This is a genomic window from Weissella sp. ESL1177 (assembly GCF_058107185.1).
This window is the reverse complement of sequence record NZ_CM176591.1, coordinates 1,101,761-1,125,179: the sequence shown is the minus strand read 5'-3', so window position 1 is coordinate 1,125,179 and position 23,419 is coordinate 1,101,761. Positions and strand designations below refer to the sequence as shown.

The following is a 23,419-nucleotide window of genomic DNA, read 5'->3' as shown; positions in this document are numbered from 1 at the left end:
AGAGGTAATGACAAGTATTGTTTTTATGGGTACACCAGATTTTGCTGCACCAATTTTACAAAGCTTAATAGACCATTCAGAGTATGATGTGCAAGCTGTATTGACACAGCCAGATCGGCCAGTTGGTCGTAAGCACATCTTAAAACCAACACCAGTGAAAGAAGTGGCACTTTCTGCAGGAATTCCTGTCCTACAACCTGAAAAGTTATCTGGTTCAGAAGAATTATCGCAAATTATCGCATTAGCACCTGATTTTTTAATTACGGCAGCATATGGGCAGTTTTTACCAACGAAATTATTGGCAGCTGCCCAGATTGGTGCGATTAACGTACATGCTTCTTTGCTACCAAAATATCGTGGTGGTGCACCGATTCATTATGCATTATTAAATGGCGATACAAAAACGGGTGTCACAATTATGTACATGGTAAAAGCAATGGACGCTGGTGACATTATTTCACAGGCAGAATTGCCAATTTTACCCGATGATAATACAGGTATTCTTTTTGATAAATTAAGCTTATTGGGCCGTGACCTATTATTAGAAACTTTACCTAAGTTGATTTCAGGTGATGTTAAGCCGGTGCCGCAAGATGAAGATAAAGTGACTTTCTCACCAAATATTCGACCAGAAGAAGAAGTATTAGATTTTCAACAATCAGCACAAGTAATTCATAATCATGTTCGTGGATTGTTTCCATTTCCAATTGCACATACAACAATAAATGGTACACGGACGAAAATTCAACGAACACATCTAGTAGATGAAGTGACTGACTTGGCACCAGGCACTGTTGTTAAAAAGGGCAAACATGAGTTGTGGTTAGCTGCGGGTGATGGTCATGTTATTGCGATTGATGAATTACAGCCAGCAGGTAAGCCAAAAATGGCTGTGACAGCTTATTTAAATGGACATGCAAAATTCTCAGAGGGAGATCAAATAATTACGAATGAGTAAGAAAAATAACCAAACAATTGCCAATTGGGAAATGAATAATCCGCGCGCTTTAGCAGTACGCGTACTTGAAAAGGTTCATCATGGTGCATATTCAAATTTACAATTAGATAGTGTCATCAAACAGTCTAATTTATCAGAAAAGGATGTTCATTTATTAACAACGATGGTCTATGGTGTGATTCAGCACCGTTTAACACTTGAATACTGGTTATCACCATTTGTTAAAAACTCAAAAAAATTAGAAGCATGGGTTCGCGAATTATTTTATATTTCCTTATTTCAAATGAAATATTTAGATAAGGTACCAGATCATGCCATTTTTGATCAAGCAATTGATATTGCCAAGCGTCGTGGACATGATGGCATTAGAAAATTAGTTACGGGTGTGTTGCATGCCATACAAAGACAAGGTGTACCTGAGGTACAAGTTATTTCAGATGATATTGAACGTTTGTCTATTGCATCATCTTTACCAATTTGGTTACTTGATACTTTAAAAGAACAAGTTGGATTAGAAAAAACGGTTTCAATTGCTTCAGCTATTAATCAAGCACCATCCCAATCGGTACGTGTTAATCAAGAATTAACAACAATTACTGACTTAACATCAAAATTGGAAGCTGAAGGTTATCAAGTGATGCCTTCTAAAGTCACACCAGATGCATTACTTGTATCTGGTGGGCATGTTGCCAGTTCGCAAGCATTTAAAAATGGGTTATTGACCTTACAAGATGAGTCTGCGATGTTAATGGTTCCCAGTTTAGCAATTGCACCGTCACATCAAGTATTGGACGCAGCGGCAGCTCCTGGTGGTAAGACAACTCAAATAGCGACTTATTTAGATGATGAACAGGGTGGTCGGGTGATTGCCTTAGATATACATGAACATAAGGTGAAATTAATTCAAGAAAATGCAGCACGTTTACATGTTGCTGATCGTGTACAGCCGCTTGTACTAGATGCAAGAAAAATTGACGAAAAGTTTGGCGATGAATCATTTGATCGTATTTTAGTAGATGCACCTTGTTCAGGTTTTGGTTTGTTACGTCGTAAACCAGAAATTAGATATGAAAAAACTATAAATGATAGTTATCAACTACAAAAAGTACAACGTGCAATTTTAGAAGCAGTGGCTGGTAAACTAAAAAAAGGTGGTCGGTTAGTTTATGGGACGTGTACGATTCTAAAAACTGAGAATGAAGATGTTATTGATGGCTTTTTAGCAACACACAAAGAATACAAACTTGTACCAACAGAGACAGCATATCATTTAGATAATCTAGATAGTCGTGGTATGCTACATATCTACCCAGATGATTATCAATCTGATGGATTTTTTGTGGCAACATTAGTGAAACAATAGTGTATTATGGAGCAACGGTGAAGGGATGATAAAGTATGAAAATTGCATATGCGTCTGACACTGGTCGTATGCGTTCTGATAATCAAGATTACGTGAGTGTCTTTATCAATCAATCGGGAGCCCAATTGGCTATTGTGGCTGATGGTGTCGGCGGTCAAAATGGTGGGGATGTTGCTGCGACGATGGCAGTTTCTCATATTGGTAACCAGTGGCAACAATCAACGATCGCAACAGTAGAAGCGGCGGAACAATGGTTGGTAGATCAAATTAATAATGAAAATAATACTATTGTTAAAACAGCTCAACGATATAGAACATTGAATGGCATGGCAACAACGCTAGTTATTGCGGTTATTTTAGCACGTCAACTAGTCATTGCAAATATTGGCGATTCACGAGCATATATTATTCGACAGCGACAAATTAGACAATTGACAACAGATCATAACTTAGCAAATGAGTTATTACAAGAAGGTGCCATTACAAAAGACGAAGCGATTACTCATCCAGGTAGACATTTGATAACGCGCCAATTAGGTGTAACGGATGATTCAAAAGCAGATTTGTTTGCTATTAATATACAACCTGATGATTATGTTTTAATGACAACTGATGGGATGCCAAAACATATTGATGATGAAACGATTTTACAAACTGTTTTAGCAACACCAGATATTGCCGATACTGTGACTCAGTTAATTACTAGTACAAATGATGCTGGTGGATCAGATAATGTGACGGTTTTGATTGGTCACCAAGAAAGTGGGGGATACTAAATGCGAATAAATCAACTAGTTGGTGAACGCTATCGCATTGTAGAACCACTTGGCGAAGGCGGGATGGCAAATGTCTATCGAGCTCATGATATTATTTTGAATCGTGACGTGTCCTTAAAATTGATGCGTCTAGATATGCGTGATGATGAGAATGTCCGGCGACGATTTAATAATGAGATTGCTGCCACTTCAGCTATTTTGCATCCTAATATCATTCAAGTGTATGACTATGGTGAAGAAGGTGGCTCACAATATTTAGTGACAGAATTTGTAGCGGGAACAGATCTTAAGCGATATATTGCTGAAAATTGGCCAATACCTGTCAGTCGTGTTATCGATATCATGCGAGAAATTCTTGCGGGAATCGCAGTGGCACATCAAGCAGGTATTATTCACCGGGATTTGAAACCACAAAATATTTTAATTAGTAACGAAGGTGAAGCAAAAATCTCTGATTTTGGGATTGCCCGTGCACAAAGTTCTTTTGGTATGACACAAACTAATACAGCCATTGGTTCAGTCCATTATATGGCACCAGAACAAGTTCGGGGAGGTGCTGCTTCCAATCGTAGTGATATCTATTCATTAGGTATTATGTTATATGAAATGTTAACGGGGCATGTGCCGTTTGATGGTGAAACGGCTGTTGCCATTGCAGTTAAACACGCGCAAAATGCGATGCCTTCAGTGCGAGATGTTGATCCACGGGTACCACAAGCGTTGGAGAATGTTATTTTTAAAGCAACTGCAAAAAATCCAATGAGTCGATACGCATCAGCTCAGGCAATGTCTGATGACTTAAAGACAGCATTATCACCTAATCGAATTAATGAACCACGTTGGCATGATGCTAATGATATAGAGGATACAACGGCAACGAAAGTTATACCACTTGCACAAATACAGGAAGTCGCCAATCAACGACCGGCAGCCACTTTTAAACCAGATCATGGTAAGAATGGGACCGACTCATCAGTAATCGGAAAGTCCAAAAAACCAACAAATAGCGGTCAAAAGAAAAAATTACGTCGGCGATATTTATTAATTGCTTTGATTGCAATTGTTGCTTTGATTGGTGGATTAGCTATTTATGGTGCAATGCAACCGAATAATGTACATGTATCCGATGTCAGGGGCATGACGCAAGCCAATGCAGAAAAAACTTTGAAAGAAGATGGCTTAAAGCTGGGAGATATATCTACAAAACATGCCAATGACATTGAACGTGGTCATGTGATTCAAACTGATCCTAAAGTTGGTAAAACAGTTACGGCTGGGTCAGTGATTGATTTAATTGTTTCGAAGGGTCCAAATAAGGTTCGCTTTGGTGATTATGTTAATGCAAAGTATAGTACAGTAAGCAATAAGTTGAAAAACAAGGGTTTTAAAGTTTCTCAAAAAGAAAAGGCGAGTGATACTGTGCCTAAAGGCTATATTATTTCACAAAATGTAGATGCTGAGGATCAAGTGGTTCCAAGTAAAACAAGGGTGAAATTTAAAGTATCAACAGGGCCAAAGAGTTATTCTGTACCTAATTTTACTGGTAAATCACAAAGTACTGTCGTCAATTGGGCGCAGACAAATAATATTTCTGTTGATTTTAATAGTGTTTATTCTGATAGTATTCCAGCCGGTTATGTGGTTTCGCAGTCAATGACCCCAGGTAGTAAAATGACGAAAAGTGATGTGTTGTTAATTACTTTATCAAAGGGACCAAATGAAACAACACATTCTTCAAGTAAATCGTCAGAATCAACGACGACTTCTAATCATAATAATAATAGTAATGATAGTAATTCGTCACAAAGTAGTTCAGTAAGTAGTGCATCAAGTAATACGGAATCTAGTGAAACAAGTCAGTCAACTTCTGAAAGTTCAGAATCAACTAGTTCTGAAAAAGAAGACTAATGGCATAGTTAGGAGAATTAATGGCAGAATATCATGGACAAATTCAGTTAGCATTAGCCGGATTTTATGATGTCCGAACCGCAGACGGAAATATTTTTCGAACACGTGCGCGAGGTAATTTTCGAAAAAAAGCTTTAAAACCATTAGTAGGAGATTGGGTTTCTTTTCGTGCAGATACACCTAATGAGGGGTATATACTTGCTATTGATGAACGTGAAAATAGTATTGTGCGTCCACCTGTTGCAAATGTTGATCAAGTGATTGTTGTGACAGCGGTTAAAATGCCTGAATGGTCAAGTAATTTATTAGATCGACAATTAGTGGCATTAGAAGAAAAAAATATTGAACCAATCATTTACTTTACTAAAACTGACTTATTGTCAGAAAAAGAGATGAAAAAGTTTTCAGAAATATCGGCTGGCTATCGGGAAATTGGGTATCAAGTGATTTTGCCTCAGCAATCGTTTGATGAACAGAGTTTAAATCAAGTAAAACATTTATTAGCTGATAAGTTAACTGTTTTAATGGGACAAACTGGTGCGGGGAAAAGCACTTTATTGAACCATATTTCACCAACACTTCATTTAGCGACGGGAGAAGTCTCACAGGCACTCAGCCGTGGCAAACATACAACGAGACAGGTTTCATTGCTTGATTTATATGGTGGCTTTGTTGCGGATACACCTGGCTTTTCAGCGTTTGAAGTTTTTGATATGCCAGCTCGAGAACTAGGTCAATATTTCCGTGATTTCAATCGCTTCGTCAATAATTGCCGTTTTCGTGGTTGTGTCCATTTGAACGAGCCTGGTTGTGCAGTTAAGTCAGCTGTTGAACATGGTGAGATTATGCTATCTAGATATGAAAATTATAAGTTGTTTTATGATTTGATTGCAGGACGACGGCCGGTTTATAATAAACATGATAAAAAACATTAGAAGAAATTTTTAAAGAGGGTAAGAATTATGACAATTAAAGTCGCACCATCAATTTTAGCTGCAGACTACTTAAATTTAGCACGTGATGTGCAGCTGGTTGACAAAGCAGGTGCCGAATTACTTCATATTGATGTGATGGATGGCACGTTTGTCCCCGCGATTGCTTATGGTCCTAATTGGGTCAAGGCATTGCGTAAAATTACTGATATGACGCTAGATGTTCACTTGATGGTAGTTAATCCAGAACGTTACATTGACGAATTTGCAGCAGATGGTGCTGATATTATTGGTGTTCACTATGAAGCAACGAATCATATCCATCGAGCATTACAACAAATTAAAAGTCATGGTGTTAAAGCAGAAGTAGTGATTAATCCTGGTACGGCTGTTGCTCTGATTGAGCCAGTTTTGCACATGGTTGATCAAGTCTTGGTTATGACAGTTAATCCAGGCTTTGGTGGTCAAAAGTTTCTACCAGAAACACTTGAAAAAATTGCAATGTTGGCAAATATTAAACGAAGAAAAGGTTATGACTTTGATATTGAAATTGATGGTGGTGCTAACGATGAAACAACAAAATTAGCTTATGATGCTGGGGCAACTGTTGCTGTTGCAGGCTCATATGTTTATGACAAAGTCGACCCTGCAGCTAAAATTGCTCGTTTGAAGGAAGTCACAACTGATTAATGGAACGAATACGTTTATTAGTTGGTGGTCCGATTGTTGAATGGCCCGATGATTTAAAGGCTGGCAAATTAGAAGGTCCTTGGGCAGCTGCAGACCGAGGTTCGTTACGCTTATTAAATTTAGGGAAAACACCAATTCTAACTGTTGGTGATTTTGATTCAGTGACGAGTCAAGAACGTCATGAAGTGGTCGCACAATTACCAAATATTGTTAGTGTGAAACCTGAAAAGGATGATACAGATACGGAATTACTGTTAACTTTGGTTGAAAAGTATTATCATCCAGATAAAATTGAGATTTATGGTGCAACAGGTGGCCGAATTGATCAGTTATTGTCAAATATTTGGATTTTTACTCAACCACGTTTTATGAACATCATAGAGAAAGTCACCATTATTGATCGAATTAATCGCATAACATTCTTTCTACCAGGTGAACATACGATTATAAAAGATCCTGCAATGGATTATTTAGGATTTATGCCACTAACACCAGTTCAAGGATTAACGTTATTGGATGAAAAATATCAACTAACCAATTGGTCTGGTAATCCATTTTCTTTTTCTTCAAATGAATTTGCTGGCACAGTGAATCATTTTTCATTTAAACAAGGTGTTGTAGCTGTTATTCAAAGTCGAGACTTAATTGGTCAAACAGCTGACCAGTAAAAATGTGTAAAGTAAAAATACTTTACAGAAAACCCTTGCTTATTATGTAAGGGTTTGGTATTATTATTCAAGTAAATAAAAGCACTGAATTTAAAAGAGCTTAAGATTGGAGGGTAAACATATGGCAGTTGATGCAGTCAATGGAAAGCGTACTCGCTTCGGTAACCAACGTTCACACGCCCTTAACTCAAGTCGTCGTAGCTGGAAGCCAAACTTGCAAAAAGTAACGGTTAAGATTAACGGTTCAGCACCTAAGAAGGTGTACCTATCAGCTCGTACTTTGAAGGCTGGTTTGAAGAACGGCTCAATTGAGCGTGTATAAGAAATAAAGCTACCGTTGGGTGGCTTTTTTCTTTTATGTAGCGATTGTATATTATTAAACATGATTGTGACGATTACCAACTAATACTAGACCATCGCTTGTGGTAAAATAGTATTAGTTTTATACGGAGGTCATTCTAATGACAGTTAAGATCCAAACAGCACAAGGTGCAATTGAAATTGAAAACGATGTAATCGCAACGATTGTAGGTAGTGCAACAACTGATAACTATGGTGTTGTTGGTATGGCAAGTCAAAATCCGTTGCGTGATGGGGTTAATCAGATATTGAATGGTGATAACTTCTCAAAGGGTGTTATTGTTCGCCAACAAAATGGTGGTGTCACGGTAGATGTTCATATTATCGTTGGATATGGCATGAAAATTTCCGAAATTTCTAAAAGTGTACAAGCACGTGTTAAAAATGATTTAAATGTTATGTTAGGGATTGTTGCCAGCGAAGTTAATGTAACTGTTCAGGGCGTGCGTATACTAGGGGATTAGCCTAGTTATAAGGAGTTAAATACTGTGGAAGTTGTAACGACAATTACCAACGTTGAGTTTGGTAAAATGATTAACGCGGCAGCAGAAGCGTTAAAAAATAATGCGGAAAAAATAAATAAATTAAATGTTTTTCCAGTTCCTGATGGGGATACTGGTACCAACATGACTTTATCGATGGCAAGTGGGGCTGAGTATGAGCGTAATGAAGATAATACACATCTTGGTCAATTAGCAAAAGCAACAGCGAAGGGTTTGCTGATGGGTGCTCGTGGTAATTCAGGAGTGATTTTGTCACAAATTTTCCGCGGCTTTGCAAATAAGATTGCAGATAAAGAGACGCTATCAGCTCGTGATTTAGCAGATGCCTTGATGGGCGGTGCAGAAACGGCATATAAAGCAGTGATGAAGCCCACTGAAGGAACAATTTTGACGGTTATTCGTGAAGCTGCTGCAGCGGCTAATCGGACTGCCAAAACTTCTGACGATGTGACAGAAGTCATGTCGGATGCATTAACAGCAGCTGAAAAGGCGCTTGCTTCGACACCGGAATTATTACCAGTTTTGAAAGAAGTTGGCGTTGTTGATTCAGGAGGCCAAGGACTTGTTATTGTTTTAAGCGCTTTTTATGCTGTTCTTTCGGGCCAAGAAGTTAAAACAGAACTTGATAATGCGAATCTTGATGCAATGGTCTTATCCTTACATAATGCGGGTGTACAAGGTGAGTTAAATCCAGAAGATATTAAGTATGGTTATTGCACTGAAATCATGGTTGATATTGCTAAAGGAACAACTTTCAATAAGAAATTTGATTATGATACTTTTTATGATCACCTAGCTAGTATGGGTGATTCATTGTTGGTGGTTAATGACGATGATGTTGTTAAGGTTCACGTACATACTGAAGATCCAGGTGATGTCATTCATTGGGGGACTGAATTTGGTTCATTACGTAAAGTTAAAGTGGACAACATGCGTGATCAACAGGTAGAAGCAGCAAATGCGGCTGAAAAGCAAAAAGCTCAAGCAACTGCAGATGAACAACTTGGTAAAGGCCCTGAAGTTGCAGTTATTACAACAGCTGCTGGTGCGGGTATTAAAGAAATTTTTGCTTCGGCTGGTGCAACCGTTATTATTGACAGTCAACAAGCACCTGCAACACAGGATATATTACAAGCATTGACAGATAGTCATGCAGCTTCAGCTATTATTCTGCCCAATGACGGTAATATTTTTATGGCTGCTGAACAAGCCGCTTCATTGGCTGATGTACCAGTTAAAGTTGTTAAGACAAAGACAGTTCAACAAGGATTGACTGCATTGGTCTTAGGTTATGATCAAATGAAGTCTTTTGATGATAACTTTGCAGCAATGTCTGCAACTATTTCAGAGGTTAAATCAGGATCTGTAACGACTTCAGTTCGTGATACGACCATCAATGGTTTAACTATTCAAGCTGGCGATGCCATTGGCTTATTAGATGGTGAAATTGTCGTGGCAGTGCCCAATGCGGACATTAATCAAGCCGCTGTTGATTTATTAAAAAAGATGCTGGATGAAGAATCAGAGTTAGTAACGATTTATTATGGTCAAGATGCTCAAGAATCAGACGCAGAAGCATTACAAGCAGTTGGTGAAACGTTAGATGATGAATTAGAATTTGAGATTCATGATGGTGGTCAACCATTATATCCAATCTTGCTATCAGTTGAATAATGTTCTAACATGGTTAGCGCACATTAATATGATGGGCGAGAAACCTATTAGAATGCTAACAAGGTCTTTAGTGCGCATCGTACTAAAGACCTTTTGACCATTTTTAAGGATGGAGGGAGAGTATGCCAAGTTTACTTGATAGTATTGCGGTGTTATCAGGCGTTGGGTCAAAACGAGAACAAGCTTTAAATAAATTAGGGGTTTTTACGATTGATGATTTATTAACTTACTATCCACGACGGTATAATGATTTGGCACAAAAGCTGCCTTCAGAAACTTTAGATGGTGAAAAAGTCACGTTTAAAGGTATTGTTACTTCACCACCAGTTATTAGTCGCATTGGTTATAAAAAAACACGCTTAAATTTTCGACTCACAGTTGCACACGATACCATTCAGATATCTTTTTTTAATCAACCATGGTTAAGTAAAAATATTACAATGGGTGATGAAATTGCGATTTATGGTACATACAATAAAACACATCAAAGCCTATCAGCCATTAAAATGATGCCTAAAAATAGTGAAAATGAATTAGAAGCTATTTATCCATCATCTAAAGAAATTAAAGCAGCAACGATTAAAGATTTAATTTTTCAAGCGCTTGGTAAATATGGAGATTTATTGACAAACGATATTATTCCCGAAAAAATACGACATAAATATCGATTATTAAATTATCATGATACTGTGTTTGGGATGCATGCGCCTGAAGATGCACAAACAGCGGCTGAAGCACGACGAACGGCTTCGTTTATGGAATTTTTTGTATTTCAAATGCGGTTACAAGTTATAAAACAGATGGATCGTCATAATCAAGGAAGAGCCATTATATACAACAATGACAAATTAAAAGACTTTATAAAGAAATTACCATTTGAATTAACAACTGCGCAAAAAAGAGTGGTGAATGAGATTGTTCGTGATATGCGGCGACCAGTTCATATGAATAGATTATTACAAGGTGATGTTGGGTCAGGAAAGACGGTTGTTGCTGCATTGGCAATGTATGCGGCAATAACAGCTGGCATGCAGGCAACTTTAATGGCACCGACAGAAATTTTAGCACAACAGCACGCACAAACGATTGGCAATTATTTTAATCCGAATGAAGTGCGTGTGGAGTTATTGACAGGTTCAACAAAAGCAGCGGCTCGGCGACAAATTTTAGCAGACTTAATTGCGGGGGATATTGATATTTTAATTGGGACACATGCCTTAATTCAGCCAGATGTTGTTTTTCATAATCTCGGTTTGGCAGTCATTGATGAACAGCACCGGTTTGGTGTTCAACAACGCGCAACACTTAGAAAAGTTGGTGTTAACCCTGATATTTTGGCAATGACTGCAACACCAATTCCGCGAACTTTGGCCATTACGGCTTATGGTGAAATGGATATTTCAATTATTGACCAATTACCGGCTGGTAGAAAGCAGACGAAGACGTTCTGGCTTCGACATAACGAATTAAATAAAGTAATCACATTTATTAAAAGTCAATTGGCAAGTGGCACGCAAGCCTATGTCGTCACACCATTGATTGAGGAATCTGAAACATTAGATGTACAAAATGCTCAGGCTGTATATGATGAATTGTCAGCTTATTTTGCCCCAAATTATCAGGTCGGTCTACTACATGGTCGACTATCTAATGAGGAAAAAGATGCCATTATGACAGCGTTCAAAGCAAATCAGTTTCAAGTACTGGTTGCAACGACGGTTATTGAAGTTGGGGTCGATGTACCCAATGCAACTGTGATGTTAATTTTAGATGCAGATAGATTTGGTCTATCACAGCTACATCAACTACGTGGTCGAGTTGGACGAGGTAATCGACAAGCTTATACGTTTTTGATTAGTGATCCTAAAACACAATATGGTATTGATCGTATGGAAGCCATGGTTGCAACAACGGATGGTTTTGTATTAGCGCAAAAAGATTTGGAGTTACGTGGATCAGGGGATGTTTTAGGTAATCGACAATCAGGTGTACCTGAATTTAGGGTCGGGGATCCGATTGCTGATTTGACGATGATGAATATTGCGCAAGAAGAAGCAATTGCAATTGTTGAAAACCCTGATTGGGATAAAGAACCAGATATGTTAGTGTTATCAGAAATGTTGTCTGAAACCATGAATCGGTACCGTAATTTTGATTAAAATTAGAGATATGTTTTTACCAAAACGTGAAAATGTGGTACATTTTATAGTATTGCAATTATTAAAAAAATAAATTAATCAGTCCATGAAGGAGTCAATTATGTATAAAATTGCTGTTGATGCAATGGGTGGTGACAATGCACCTGAAGCCATAGTCGCTGGTATTGAGAAAGCACGTAATCAAATGCCAGATACTGAATTTTTACTATTTGGTCAATTGGATAAAGTTAAGCCATTGGTTAAAGATGAGACACATTTAACATTGATCCAGTCTGATGAAATTATCGAAATGGGTGAAGAACCTGTGAAGGCAATTCGTCGTAAGAAGCAAAGTTCATTAGTGATGGCTGCACAGGCTGTTAAAGATGGTAAAGCTGATGCGATATTCTCTGCCGGCAATACAGGAGCTTTGCTAGCGGTTGGTATCTTTACTGTTGGTCGTATTCGTGGCATTGATCGACCAGCGCTATTAACTGTTTTACCAGCCTTAGATGGGCTTCATGATGCTTTTGCAATGATGGATGTTGGCGCTAATGCTGAAAATCGACCAACACATCTGTACCAATACGGTATTTTAGGTTCTTTCTATGCTAAAGAGGTACTTGGTTACGATAATCCACGTGTTGGCTTGTTAAATAATGGTACCGAAGAAGATAAAGGTGACCCTGTTCATAAAGAAGCACATCAATTATTAAAGCATGGTGCAGAACAAGCATATGTTAACTTTATTGGTAACGTAGAATCACGTGATATCTTACATGGACCAGCTGATGTTGTAGTTGCTGATGGCTTTTCAGGTAATGCAGCTTTAAAAGCAACTGAAGGAACTGCTTTAGCAATGTTACATTTGATTAAGCATGCTATTTTGGAAGGTAATGTCAAAACAAAGTTAGCAGGATTAATGTTAAAGCCAGCCATGAAGGGGATTCAGTCACGATTAGATTATTCGCAACATGGTGGTGCAGTTGTTATTGGCGTTAAAGCGCCAGTCGTTAAAACACATGGTTCGGCTGGTCCAAGTGCAGTCGCAAATACAATGGCACAAATACACACGATGTTGGAAACAAAGCTGGTTGAAAAGACAGAAACTTTTGTAGCAGCTCACAAAGCAGACTTATCAAAGTCAGCTGATTAAAAGTTGGACGTTATTCATAAATTACGATAAGCTTAATACGGTTGATTTTTAGAATAGGAAGTAATAATCATGGAACGACAAGAGATTTTAGATAAAGTAATCACATTGGTAGCAAACCATTTTGAATTAGATCCAGCGAGTGTTACTGGTGAGACAAATTTTACAAAAGACATTGATGCAGACTCAATTGACTTTGTGGAACTCGTATTGGAAATGGAAGATGAGTTTGGTGCTGAGATTTCTGATGAAGATGCCGAAAAATTAATTACCGTCAATAATACCGTTGATTATATTGCATCGCGTGTGAAATAAAAAATTAATGATGTTGCTGTTTCAAGTAACGGAAAAGGCCGTCAATCTATCAATTATGGTTAGATTGACGGCCTTAAACGTGTTTTGAGAGATAGAAACAATATTGTAAAAACAACTACAAATGATTTCAGAGCATCTTTTGTCACATAATATCATGATTTGTCCACCAAAAAATGATATAGATAATTACCGGTCTGGTATAATAGAAAAGTATATATACAAAAGAGGGTAGGAATATGTTCCAACAATTACAAGAAGATTTAGCAGCAAAACATCATATTCATTTTAATGATATGAAGTTACTAGAAGAAGCGTTAACACAAGCAAATTATATTAATGAACACCCTGGTTATACTGGTGGTGATTATCAACGCCTTGAATTTTTGGGTGATGCAGTTATGCAACAATCGACAGCAGTTTATTTATTTAAACGTTTTCCAAATTGGGATGAAGGTCGATTGACAGAGTTGAGAATTTCAATGGTTCAAACAAGAGCATTCGCAGCTTTGTCACGTGAGTTGCATCTAGATCGATATGTACAATTAGGTCATGGTGAAGAATTATCAGGCGCACGTCATCGTGATTCTTTGCTGGAAGATCTATGGGAAGCATTTATCGGTGCTTTATTTTTGGATCAAGGACAAGAAGTTGTGATGCGCTTTTTAGATGAAATGATGTTTGTTAAAATTGATGAAGGCTTTTTTGATCAATTCGTTGATTATAAGTCAAAGTTGCAAGAGTATTTACAACGTCATGGTACCGTTAAAATAACGTATACCAAGCTTGATGAACAAGCTATCTCGAATAATGAACAAATATTTACAATGCAAGTCGCGGTTGACGATAAAGCATTGGCAGTCGGTGAAGGTAAGTCTACCAAGGATGCTGAAAAAATGGCAGCTCGAAAAGCTTACCAATCTTTAATGAACAACTAGGAATGTAAAATGAAATTAAAAACTTTGGAAATAACTGGTTTTAAGTCGTTTGCCGAACGAACCAAAATTGAATTTATGCCAGGTATTACCGGGGTTGTTGGTCCCAATGGGTCCGGAAAGTCTAATATTATTGAGGCAATCCGCTGGGTAATGGGTGAACAGTCAGCAAAAGGATTACGTGGCGACAAAATGGCAGATGTCATTTTTGATGGTACTTCAAAAAGGGCGCCATTAAATCGTGCTGAGGTGGCAATTACATTTGATAATACTGATCATTATTTGAATTCAGAGTATTCAGAGATAACGATTAAACGAACTTTATATCGAAATGGTGAGTCCAATTATCAAATCAATGGTGTAACAGTTCGTTTAAGAGATATTCACGAATTATTTATGGATTCCGGATTAGGACGTGAAAGTTTTTCAATTATCTCACAAGGTCGAGTTGAAAGTGTTTTTAGTGAAAAACCAATTGAACGTCGCAGTATTATTGAAGATGTGGCAGGTGTTTATAAATATAAGCAAAATAAAGATAAAGCAGAAAAAGAATTAGTTGATGTTCATGATAATTTAACACGTGTGGCAGACATTTTATATGAATTACAGGGACGTGTTGAACCTTTAGCAAAAGAGTCAGCCAAAGCGCAGGACTATTTAACAACAAAAGCTTCGTATGATCAATTAGACCAATCACGTTTGGTACTTGAATTGTTAGATTGGTATGAAGAAAAGGAAAATTTGACTGCAAAATCAACAGCAGAAAAGGCCAATTATGAGCAGCAACAACTGGTTTTACATGAGAAGAAGCAAAAATTACAACATCTTGATGAAGAACAGACACAATTAAATACGCAACAACAAACATTGCAAGCAAAATTAGTTGTTACGACACAACAAGTTGAGCAATTAACTGGTGAACAAAATGTCCAGGCTGAACGCCATAAAAATCGTTTCAAAACGACAAAAGATTTGACTGAACGACGTCAAGCAGCGTTAGATAGATTGACTGTTTTAGAAAAGGCTTATCAGCAATGTGCACACGAATTAGCTGATCAGCAAGCTAAATACAAGCAATATGACCAATCAAGGGCACAAGTGCTTGATTTGCATCCAAGGACAAAGCTAGCAAAAATTACACAGCAAATTGAAGAAACACGTCGTGACTTGGTAGCAACTATGCAGGACTTGACTAGTGCTAAAAATGAGCAAAATTATTTGGCACAAGAAACCAAACGTAGTGATGCTGAATCTTTGCGATTACAACAGCGTGTACAACAAGTGGCACAGCGACTAACAGATGCTCAGACACGAGTTGCAGATAAGAATACCCGTCTGAATGTTGCGACAAAAGAGTTAATTGAAGCACAACAGATTTTCGAAAAAATTAAATTACAAGGACAACAATTAGAACAACAACGAAATAGTGTACGTCAAGAATGGTTTAAGCAAATGGAACAAGAACAGCGATTGAGTACGCGTTTACAATCACTGAAGCATTTAGCTGAAAATTATGATGGTTACTATCAAGGTGTTAAAAATTTGATGAAAGCTGAACAACAATTTTCGGGTATTCAAGGTGTGATTGCGGACTTGATTACTGTGTCAGACACTCATCGAATCGCGATTGAAACGGCTTTAGGTTCAGCCTTACAACATGTTGTTGTTCGAGATGAACAAGTTGGAAAAACAGCAATTCAATATTTAGCAAAGCATCGTTTAGGCAGAGTAACCTTTTTACCGCAAACAGCGATTAAAGCACGGCGCATTTCTGATCAGCAATTAAAGACAGCACAATCGTTAACAGGGTTTGTTGGTGTCGCGTCTGATTTAGTTCAGTCAGATGAAGCATATAAAAACATTATTGCAAATTTACTTGGCATGACAATTGTTGTTGTTGATATGTCAGCGGCTATTACGATGGCTAAAACAATGCAACATCGCGTACGATTAGTAACCTTGGATGGGCAAATAATGAATGCTGGTGGTTCAATGACTGGTGGGGCGACTAGGCAACATGGCAATGGGTTACTATCACAAAAAAATGAAATTGCAAAATTAAATCGTCAAGAAAATGATCTGCATCAAACAACTTTGGCATTGGAGAAACATGTTAAAGATTTAGATGCCGCTTTAAAGGAGATAACTGACAGTTTTAATCAGCAACAAGTTGCTGTATTAAAAACAAATGAGCAATCACAAACTGCAAAAGCTAACTTACAATTAGCAGAATCAACACTTAGTCAAGTAAAAAAAGAGCAGGCTGCTTTACAATATGAACATCAATTGGTTGCAGATGCACAAAATCAAAAAATGTCTGTTGATCAAAATACACAATTGATTGCAGATTTATCTAATAAACAACAAGCCCTTCAGCAAATGTTGGATGAGCAATTAAGTGATCAAAAAGATATTCAAAATGAAATTACGATAGCTGATAAAAAAATCAGTGATTTGGAGTCAGCTTTAGCAAAATCTGAAGCAGTCTTATCGTCGTTAGCGGTTCGAAAAAAAGATTTGTATGAACAAAAAACTGCTGAACAACGACAAATCACGACAATTGAACAACAATTACAAGATTTAACGCAAAATGAAAATGATGTTCAAGAAAAATTGGCACGTCGCTTAAAGCAGACACAAACTGAGAAAATAAAAGTGACGCAGTCATTAGCAGATGTGCAAGCAAAATTACAACATATTCAAGCACGACATGATACGCTTAACGCAGAACTTAGTATGACACAAGATACCGTTAATAACACGGTAACGATTATGTCTCAATTTGATGGGCGCTTAGGTGAATTACGATCATCAATTAATACGAATGAACAAACTTTGGAAACAACCTATGATACATCGTTTGAGTTTGCAAAATCGGAGCTTTTAGATATTGATATTGATACCATTCGTACGAAATTGAAATTATTAAAACAAGGGTTAAATGAAATTGGTCATGTTAATTTGAATGCTGTTGAAGAGTATCAAACAGTTAAAGAACGCTATGATTTTTTAGCACAGCAAAAAGATGATCTCATTTCAGCAAGGGATAATTTGCAAGAAACGATGGCTGAAATGGACACGGAAGTGATAACCCGCTTTCAGACGACTTTTGATGCCATTGCAACACAATTTACGCAAATTTTTGTTAAAATGTTTGGTGGTGGACAGGCTTCACTAGTATTAACAGATCCAGAAAATCTATTAACCACAGGCATTAATATTGAAGTTCAGCCACCCGGAAAAAAACGGCAACAATTAAGTTTATTATCAGGTGGTGAAAAGGCATTAACGGCAATTAGCTTATTATTTGCAATTTTGGCTGTTCGGCCTGTACCATTCGCCATTCTTGATGAAACAGAGGCAGCACTAGATGAAGCAAATGTTGATCGATTTGCAAATTATCTTCATGAAGTCAATCATCAAACGCAATTTATCGTTATCACACACCGTAAAGGAACGATGACTCAGGCAGATGTTCTTTATGGTGTAACCATGCAAGAACCGGGCGTCTCAACCATGGTGTCAGTTAATCTAACTGATTTGGATGAAACTCTGGTAGAAAGTTAGGAGATAAATTAATCATGGGATTATTTGATTTTTTTAGGAAAAAGCCAGTAAAAACCGTTGAAGTTGAAGTATTGTTCCCAAGTAGTTGGGAAAATGAGATGCCACCAGTTGAGGCTGTCAAAGTAGAAATCTTGCAACCAACACCTGGTCAAGCAGTTGACATTATTTTGCCCAAGGTCAACACTTTAGAAACAGAAACAGAAACAGAAACAGAAACAGAAACAGAAACAGAAACAGAAACAGAAACAGAAACAGAAACAGAAACAGAAACAGAAACAGAAACAGAAACAGAAACAGAAACAGAAACAGAAACAGAAACAGAAACAGAAACAGAAACAGAAAACGCTAGTGAAAAGTTAGATACGGGATTAAATAAAACGAAAAAGACTTGGTCAGAACGTTGGAATACGTTTATGGCAAAATTCCGATCTGTTGATGAAGAATTTTTTGAAGATTTAGAAGAAACTTTGATTGGTGCAGATGTTGGTGCACAAACAGCTATCCAACTAACTGAAGAATTACGCGATGAAGTAAAATTACAAAATGCTAAAAGTAAACAAGATATCTCTAAAGTGATTGTTGATAAGCTAGTTGATTTATACCAAACACAAGGCATTAACGAGGATGCTTCTATGCATTTTGCATCAGAAGGACCAACGGTTGTGTTGTTGGTTGGTGTTAACGGTGTTGGTAAGACGACGACCATTGGTAAGTTGTCAGCCTACTATAAACGTGCTGGTAAAAAGGTTGTTTTGGCGGCAGCCGATACATTTCGTGCTGGTGCAACTGAACAATTAGTTGTGTGGGGTGAGCGTAATGGTATTCCAGTTGTTACTGGAAATGCGAAAGCCGATCCAGCATCAGTTGTCTATGACGGTGTTCGTACTGCAATTGAGACACATGCAGACATTTTGTTTGTCGATACGGCTGGCCGTTTGCAAAATAATGTTAATCTTATGCAAGAGTTATCAAAAATGAAGCGTGTGATTACGCGTGAATTACCAAATGAACCACAGGAAGTATTGTTAACGTTAGACGCAACTACGGGTCAAAATGCTGTACAACAGGCAAAATTGTTTAAAGATTCAACAGATGTTACGGGTATTGTCCTTACAAAATTGGATGGTACAGCAAAAGGTGGTATTATTTTACCGATTCGTAATGAACTCCACTTACCAGTAAAGTGGGTTGGCTTGGGTGAAAAGGTTACAGATATCCAACCATTTGAAGCGAATGATTTTGCCAAGAGTCTGTTTGGTAGTTTATTAACGGAGACCAAATAATGGAATTGGAAAAAAGTATGCGGTTGAATATGTTGTTCGATTTTTATCAACCCCTACTAACAGCAAAGCAGAATAGTTATTTACAACTATATTATGCAGATGATTATTCTTTGGGGGAAATTGCTGAGGAATATCATGTTTCTCGTCAAGCAGTCTATGATAATATTAAGAGGAGTACGCAATTACTGGAAAGTTATGAGAAAAAACTACATCTCTATAATGATTATCAGAGTAGACAACAAGCAGCGGATAACTTGAATGATTATATAAAAAATCATTATCCAACTGACGAAACGTTGGTCCGTTTAGCTATCCAATTAGTTACATTAGAAGAGGAGTAAGATAATGGCCTTTGAAGGTTTAACAGATCGACTACAAAAAGCCTTAAGTGGTTTACGACGTAAAGGAAAAGTTACAGATGCAGATTTGCGTGAAACAATGCGTGAAATTCGGTTGGCATTACTTGAAGCTGATGTTAACTTTAAAGTTGTTAAAGATTTTGTCCGAAGTGTTCGTGAAAAAGCAGCGGGGGCTAAGGTTTTAGAGGGATTAAATCCTGCCCAACAAATTGTTTCAATCGTTAATGATGAATTAACAGCCATGATGGGAGAATCGGCTGTCCCATTAAATAAGTCACCAAAAATACCAACTGTTATTATGATGGTTGGTTTACAAGGAGCTGGTAAAACAACAACGGCTGGTAAGCTAGCATTAAAGCTTAAAGAAGAGCAAAATGCGCGTCCGTTAATGATTGCAGCTGACGTTTATCGTCCTGCTGCCATTGAACAATTAAAGACTTTGGGTGAACAAATTGATGTACCCGTTTTTGATATGGGAACAGACGTTGATCCACGCAAAATTGTTCAAGCGGGTATGGAAAAAGCAACAGAATTAAAGTCTGATTATGTTTTTATTGATGCGGCTGGTCGTTTACAGATTGACGAAGCATTGATGCAAGAATTAGCAGATATTAAGGACATTGCACACCCTGATGAAATTCTATTGGTTGTTGATGCGATGACTGGTCAAAATGCTGTTGAAACGGCTGAAGGATTTAATGATCGTTTAGATATTTCTGGTGTTGTATTGACCAAGTTAGACGGTGATACTCGTGGTGGAGCTGCTCTATCAATTCGTGCAGTAACAGGTAAGCCGATTAAATTTGTTGGTCAAGGTGAAAAAATGACTGATTTGGATATTTTCTATCCAGATCGGATGGCTAGTCGTATTTTGGGCATGGGTGACTTACTCACACTGATTGAAAAAGCACAAAAAGATTACGACGAAAAAGAAGCCGCTGAAACAATGGAAAAAATGAAATCAAATACGTTTGATTTTAATGATTTCATTGATCAAATGGATCAACTACAAAATATGGGACCTTTAGAAGATATTATGAAGATGATTCCTGGTATGGCTAATAATCCAGCTCTCAAAAATGCCAAAATTGATCCCAAAGATATGGCACATATCCGAGCAATTGTGATGTCAATGACGCCAGAAGAACGTGAAAATCCAGATGTGTTAAATCCATCAAGAAAGCGTCGCTTAGCAGCTGGTGCAGGTCGCCCAGTTGTTGAAGTTAATCGTATGGTGAAACAATTTAATCAAATGAAAAAGATGATGAGTGGCGTTATGAATGGTAACATGGCTGGCATGGAACAAATGATGAATGCCATGGGTGGTAGTGGCGCAGGTTTCCCTGGAAACAGTGGCGGTATGAAAGGGAAAATGGCTAATATTGCAATGAAGCAAATGGCACGAAAAATCCGTAAAAATAAAAAGAAACGTCGTTAATGATAAAGTGTAAAGGGAAAACACTTTACAGCACTGCTTAAGTCTGTTATAGTGGTATTTGTAGAAAACGACTGGAGGAATTATTTAAAATATGGCAGTTAAAATTCGCTTAAAGCGCATGGGTTCAAAGAAGCACCCTGTATATCGTATCGTTGTTGCTGATTCACGTTCACCTCGTGATGGCCGTTTTATTGAGACAGTTGGAACTTACAATCCACTGGTACAACCATCAGAAGTTAAGTTAGACGAAGAACTAATCTTGTCATGGTTGAACAATGGTGCACAACCATCAGATACTGTTAAAAACTTGCTTTCAAATGCTGGCATTATGGAGAAGTACCATAACGCAAAGTATTCAAAATAAGTTGTAAAAAGGGGACTCAGCATTGAGTTCCCTTTTTTGTGCCTATTAGATTGGATTCATGATATTAGTGTTGATGAGTTTAGATTTTTTTGAGGAAAGTGCGACAGTTTGACTGGATAAAACAGCAAAATGTTTTTCAAAATAAATATTGCAAAATTGATTTGTGGCTCGGAAACAATTAATAAGGTGATATCAATTTAACGAATTACCTATTTAGTTAACTTTATTTTACTGGTATACTACAATTAATATAACGAATGAAAAGGAAGAAAACATGGCACTTTATAAAGTGGGTAGAATCGTGAATACACATGGTATTCGAGGTGAAGTGCGAATCATGCCAACGACAGATTTTCCAGCGGAACGATTTCAAAAAGGCCAAGAATTGGTTATCCAGACAAAACGAGGAGATGTGTCAGTAAAAATTGCAACGACTCGCCAACATAAACAATTTATATTGGTTAGTTTTACTGGTATGAACAATATTAATGATGTTGAACAATATAAAGATTGTGATGTCATGGTAACTGATACGTTGCAACAAGATTTACCAGATGGTGAATTTTATTATCATGAAATTATTGGTCTAAAGATTATTGATAATGCAACGATGACAATGATTGGCAAAGTGAGTGAAATTTTGCCAATGCCGGCTAATGATGTTTGGGTTGTTAAAACAGAAGGTAAGGAAGATATGTTGTTACCATTTATTGCGGATGTTGTGACAGCAGTTGATTTAGAAGCCGGCACGGCGAATGTAAATTTGCTAGAGGAAATTTAAATATGCGAATTGATGTATTAAGTTTATTTCCCAATATGTTTGCGCCGATGCGTGAATCAATTATTGGTAAAACGGTTGAACGAGGTTTAGTGGACTTTAATGTCACTGATTTTAGAAATTATACAACAAATAAACATCATAAAGTTGATGACGAAATATATGGTGGTGGTCAAGGGATGCTACTGATGCCACAACCTTTATTTGATGCAATGGATGCCGTTGAAAAGGATGCTGGTAATCGTGGTCGTGTGATTCTAATGGATCCTGCTGGTAAAACATTTAATCAATCAGTGGCAGAAGAATTTGCAAAAGAAGATCATTTAACCATTATTGCGGGTCATTATGAAGGATATGATGAACGTATTCGAACACTCGTTGATGATGAAGTCTCTTTAGGTGATTTTGTCCTTACAGGTGGTGAACTAGGAGCAATGGTTGTTGTTGATGCAACTGTGCGACTATTAGATGAAGCTTTAGGGGACGATCGGTCTGCTGTGGATGAATCTTTTTCTACAGGACTACTTGAGTATCCACAATATACACGTCCAGCGAACTTCAGAGGATTACAAGTGCCATCAGTGCTTTTATCAGGTCATCATGCCAATATTGCTAAATGGAAACATAAAGAAGCTCTTCGCCGTACTTATCAACGGCGTCCTGATTTGTTATTGAATTATCCATTAACAAGTAGTGACCGTCAATTATTAAATGACATTAAGCAGGAAGAACAAACAACTGATTAAGCTTTAGCTTGTGATGTTGTAAATAATATGATATGATTTTAATCGGTGCTTCGTAGCACAAAATAAACCCGATAATCCGCTGGCCGGGTGGTGAAATGATTGTCGAAGAGGAGAATTAATTATGCGTCAAAACGCTTTATTAGAGAAGTTGGTTGCTGACCAATTACGTACAGATATTCCAGAATTCCGTGCTGGAGACTCAGTTCGTGTTCACGCACGTATTGTCGAAGGTTCACGTGAACGTATCCAAATGTTTGAGGGTGTTGTCATTAAGCGTAAGGGTACTGGTATTCAAGCTACTTATACTGTTCGTAAGATTTCAAGTGGTGTTGGTGTGGAGCGTACGTTCCCATTGCACTCACCACGTGTTGATAAAATTGAAGTAATCCGCCATGGACGCGTACGTCGTGCAAAGTTGTATTACTTACGTGCATTGCATGGAAAGGCTGCTCGTATTTCAGAAGCACGCCGCGGCTAATAAGGGTAAACTATTAGCGAAGAAAGGCCAACCTCT

Annotated in this window: 22 protein-coding genes; all 22 read left to right on the top strand. The window is 37.6% G+C overall.

Annotation, left to right across the window (positions count from 1 at the left end; genetic code table 11):
• Positions 1 to 7: 7 nt before the first annotated feature.
• The gene (gene fmt, locus AC3B5D_RS05385; RefSeq protein ID WP_489841028.1) at positions 8 to 958 is read left to right on the top strand and encodes a methionyl-tRNA formyltransferase; all 951 of its coding nucleotides are present in this window, start codon (positions 8 to 10) and stop codon (positions 956 to 958) included.
• Positions 951 to 2,321, top strand: a complete 1,371-nt coding sequence (gene rsmB, locus AC3B5D_RS05380) for a 16S rRNA (cytosine(967)-C(5))-methyltransferase RsmB (protein ID WP_489841029.1) — start codon at positions 951 to 953, stop codon at positions 2,319 to 2,321. The genes fmt and rsmB overlap by 8 nt, the downstream gene beginning before the upstream one ends.
• 35 nt (positions 2,322 to 2,356) lie before the next feature.
• Complete coding sequence (locus AC3B5D_RS05375; protein WP_489841030.1) at positions 2,357 to 3,097, top strand: Stp1/IreP family PP2C-type Ser/Thr phosphatase; 741 nt, start codon at positions 2,357 to 2,359, stop codon at positions 3,095 to 3,097.
• A complete protein-coding gene (pknB, locus tag AC3B5D_RS05370; protein ID WP_489841031.1) occupies positions 3,098 to 5,005 on the top strand; it encodes a Stk1 family PASTA domain-containing Ser/Thr kinase in 1,908 nt (635 codons plus the stop codon).
• 20 nt (positions 5,006 to 5,025) lie between these two features.
• Positions 5,026 to 5,940 (top strand): ribosome small subunit-dependent GTPase A, encoded by a 915-nt coding sequence (rsgA, locus tag AC3B5D_RS05365; RefSeq protein WP_489841032.1) that lies wholly within the window; start codon positions 5,026 to 5,028, stop codon positions 5,938 to 5,940.
• A 27-nt stretch (positions 5,941 to 5,967) separates the two neighbouring features.
• Positions 5,968 to 6,627, top strand: coding sequence for a ribulose-phosphate 3-epimerase (gene rpe, locus AC3B5D_RS05360; RefSeq protein ID WP_489841033.1), 660 nt, complete (start codon positions 5,968 to 5,970; stop codon positions 6,625 to 6,627).
• Positions 6,627 to 7,295 (top strand): thiamine diphosphokinase, encoded by a 669-nt coding sequence (locus tag AC3B5D_RS05355; protein WP_489841034.1) that lies wholly within the window; start codon positions 6,627 to 6,629, stop codon positions 7,293 to 7,295. Before rpe ends, AC3B5D_RS05355 begins: the two co-directional genes overlap by 1 nt.
• A gap of 121 nt (positions 7,296 to 7,416) precedes the next feature.
• Positions 7,417 to 7,617 carry a 50S ribosomal protein L28 gene (gene rpmB, locus AC3B5D_RS05350; RefSeq protein WP_003609111.1) on the top strand — a complete coding sequence of 67 codons (201 nt, stop codon included), beginning with the start codon at positions 7,417 to 7,419 and terminating at the stop codon, positions 7,615 to 7,617.
• Positions 7,618 to 7,756: 139 nt separating this feature from the next.
• Positions 7,757 to 8,119 carry an Asp23/Gls24 family envelope stress response protein gene (locus AC3B5D_RS05345; protein ID WP_489841035.1) on the top strand — a complete coding sequence of 121 codons (363 nt, stop codon included), beginning with the start codon at positions 7,757 to 7,759 and terminating at the stop codon, positions 8,117 to 8,119.
• Between the two features lie 24 nt (positions 8,120 to 8,143).
• Positions 8,144 to 9,832, top strand: a complete 1,689-nt coding sequence (locus tag AC3B5D_RS05340; RefSeq protein ID WP_489841036.1) for a DAK2 domain-containing protein — start codon at positions 8,144 to 8,146, stop codon at positions 9,830 to 9,832.
• A 122-nt stretch (positions 9,833 to 9,954) separates the two neighbouring features.
• On the top strand, positions 9,955 to 11,991 hold the full coding sequence (gene recG, locus AC3B5D_RS05335) for an ATP-dependent DNA helicase RecG (protein ID WP_489841037.1): 2,037 nt from the start codon (positions 9,955 to 9,957) through the stop codon (positions 11,989 to 11,991).
• A 100-nt stretch (positions 11,992 to 12,091) separates the two neighbouring features.
• On the top strand, positions 12,092 to 13,126 hold the full coding sequence (gene plsX / locus AC3B5D_RS05330) for a phosphate acyltransferase PlsX (protein WP_489841038.1): 1,035 nt from the start codon (positions 12,092 to 12,094) through the stop codon (positions 13,124 to 13,126).
• A 69-nt stretch (positions 13,127 to 13,195) separates the two neighbouring features.
• Positions 13,196 to 13,438 carry an acyl carrier protein gene (gene acpP / locus AC3B5D_RS05325; protein WP_489841039.1) on the top strand — a complete coding sequence of 81 codons (243 nt, stop codon included), beginning with the start codon at positions 13,196 to 13,198 and terminating at the stop codon, positions 13,436 to 13,438.
• 236 nt (positions 13,439 to 13,674) lie between these two features.
• The gene (rnc, locus tag AC3B5D_RS05320; protein WP_489841040.1) at positions 13,675 to 14,373 is read left to right on the top strand and encodes a ribonuclease III; all 699 of its coding nucleotides are present in this window, start codon (positions 13,675 to 13,677) and stop codon (positions 14,371 to 14,373) included.
• Between the two features lie 9 nt (positions 14,374 to 14,382).
• Entirely contained in the window at positions 14,383 to 17,937 is a 3,555-nt protein-coding gene (gene smc, locus AC3B5D_RS05315) for a chromosome segregation protein SMC (RefSeq protein ID WP_489841041.1), read from the top strand.
• Positions 17,938 to 17,951: 14 nt separating this feature from the next.
• On the top strand, positions 17,952 to 19,220 hold the full coding sequence (gene ftsY / locus AC3B5D_RS05310; RefSeq protein WP_489878282.1) for a signal recognition particle-docking protein FtsY: 1,269 nt from the start codon (positions 17,952 to 17,954) through the stop codon (positions 19,218 to 19,220).
• Positions 19,220 to 19,561, top strand: a complete 342-nt coding sequence (locus tag AC3B5D_RS05305) for a putative DNA-binding protein (RefSeq protein ID WP_489841043.1) — start codon at positions 19,220 to 19,222, stop codon at positions 19,559 to 19,561. The genes ftsY and AC3B5D_RS05305 overlap by 1 nt, the downstream gene beginning before the upstream one ends.
• Before the next feature lie 4 nt (positions 19,562 to 19,565).
• Complete coding sequence (gene ffh / locus AC3B5D_RS05300; RefSeq protein ID WP_489841044.1) at positions 19,566 to 21,017, top strand: signal recognition particle protein; 1,452 nt, start codon at positions 19,566 to 19,568, stop codon at positions 21,015 to 21,017.
• 91 nt (positions 21,018 to 21,108) lie between these two features.
• The gene (rpsP, locus tag AC3B5D_RS05295) at positions 21,109 to 21,381 is read left to right on the top strand and encodes a 30S ribosomal protein S16 (RefSeq protein WP_489841045.1); all 273 of its coding nucleotides are present in this window, start codon (positions 21,109 to 21,111) and stop codon (positions 21,379 to 21,381) included.
• A 274-nt stretch (positions 21,382 to 21,655) separates the two neighbouring features.
• Positions 21,656 to 22,162 (top strand): ribosome maturation factor RimM, encoded by a 507-nt coding sequence (gene rimM / locus AC3B5D_RS05290; protein ID WP_489841046.1) that lies wholly within the window; start codon positions 21,656 to 21,658, stop codon positions 22,160 to 22,162.
• 2 nt (positions 22,163 to 22,164) lie between these two features.
• A complete protein-coding gene (trmD, locus tag AC3B5D_RS05285; protein WP_489841047.1) occupies positions 22,165 to 22,905 on the top strand; it encodes a tRNA (guanosine(37)-N1)-methyltransferase TrmD in 741 nt (246 codons plus the stop codon).
• A gap of 121 nt (positions 22,906 to 23,026) precedes the next feature.
• Positions 23,027 to 23,383: a 50S ribosomal protein L19 gene (rplS, locus tag AC3B5D_RS05280; protein ID WP_489841048.1), complete on the top strand. Its 357-nt coding sequence runs from the start codon at positions 23,027 to 23,029 to the stop codon at positions 23,381 to 23,383.
• Positions 23,384 to 23,419 lie beyond the last annotated feature (36 nt).

Excerpts from the sequence above, each read along its gene's own strand:
- fmt (WP_489841028.1), top strand. The coding sequence starts at position 8 with ATGACAAGTATTGTTTTTATGGGTACACCAGATTTTGCTGCACCAATT.
- rsmB (WP_489841029.1), top strand. The coding sequence starts at position 951 with ATGAGTAAGAAAAATAACCAAACAATTGCCAATTGGGAAATGAATAAT.
- AC3B5D_RS05375 (WP_489841030.1), top strand. The coding sequence starts at position 2,357 with ATGAAAATTGCATATGCGTCTGACACTGGTCGTATGCGTTCTGATAAT.
- pknB (WP_489841031.1), top strand. The coding sequence starts at position 3,098 with ATGCGAATAAATCAACTAGTTGGTGAACGCTATCGCATTGTAGAACCA.
- rsgA (WP_489841032.1), top strand. The coding sequence starts at position 5,026 with ATGGCAGAATATCATGGACAAATTCAGTTAGCATTAGCCGGATTTTAT.
- rpe (WP_489841033.1), top strand. The coding sequence starts at position 5,968 with ATGACAATTAAAGTCGCACCATCAATTTTAGCTGCAGACTACTTAAAT.
- AC3B5D_RS05355 (WP_489841034.1), top strand. The coding sequence starts at position 6,627 with ATGGAACGAATACGTTTATTAGTTGGTGGTCCGATTGTTGAATGGCCC.
- rpmB (WP_003609111.1), top strand. The coding sequence starts at position 7,417 with ATGGCAGTTGATGCAGTCAATGGAAAGCGTACTCGCTTCGGTAACCAA.
- AC3B5D_RS05345 (WP_489841035.1), top strand. The coding sequence starts at position 7,757 with ATGACAGTTAAGATCCAAACAGCACAAGGTGCAATTGAAATTGAAAAC.
- recG (WP_489841037.1), top strand. The coding sequence starts at position 9,955 with ATGCCAAGTTTACTTGATAGTATTGCGGTGTTATCAGGCGTTGGGTCA.
- plsX (WP_489841038.1), top strand. The coding sequence starts at position 12,092 with ATGTATAAAATTGCTGTTGATGCAATGGGTGGTGACAATGCACCTGAA.
- acpP (WP_489841039.1), top strand. The coding sequence starts at position 13,196 with ATGGAACGACAAGAGATTTTAGATAAAGTAATCACATTGGTAGCAAAC.
- rnc (WP_489841040.1), top strand. The coding sequence starts at position 13,675 with ATGTTCCAACAATTACAAGAAGATTTAGCAGCAAAACATCATATTCAT.
- smc (WP_489841041.1), top strand. The coding sequence starts at position 14,383 with ATGAAATTAAAAACTTTGGAAATAACTGGTTTTAAGTCGTTTGCCGAA.
- ftsY (WP_489878282.1), top strand. The coding sequence starts at position 17,952 with ATGGGATTATTTGATTTTTTTAGGAAAAAGCCAGTAAAAACCGTTGAA.
- AC3B5D_RS05305 (WP_489841043.1), top strand. The coding sequence starts at position 19,220 with ATGGAATTGGAAAAAAGTATGCGGTTGAATATGTTGTTCGATTTTTAT.
- ffh (WP_489841044.1), top strand. The coding sequence starts at position 19,566 with ATGGCCTTTGAAGGTTTAACAGATCGACTACAAAAAGCCTTAAGTGGT.
- rpsP (WP_489841045.1), top strand. The coding sequence starts at position 21,109 with ATGGCAGTTAAAATTCGCTTAAAGCGCATGGGTTCAAAGAAGCACCCT.
- rimM (WP_489841046.1), top strand. The coding sequence starts at position 21,656 with ATGGCACTTTATAAAGTGGGTAGAATCGTGAATACACATGGTATTCGA.
- trmD (WP_489841047.1), top strand. The coding sequence starts at position 22,165 with ATGCGAATTGATGTATTAAGTTTATTTCCCAATATGTTTGCGCCGATG.
- rplS (WP_489841048.1), top strand. The coding sequence starts at position 23,027 with ATGCGTCAAAACGCTTTATTAGAGAAGTTGGTTGCTGACCAATTACGT.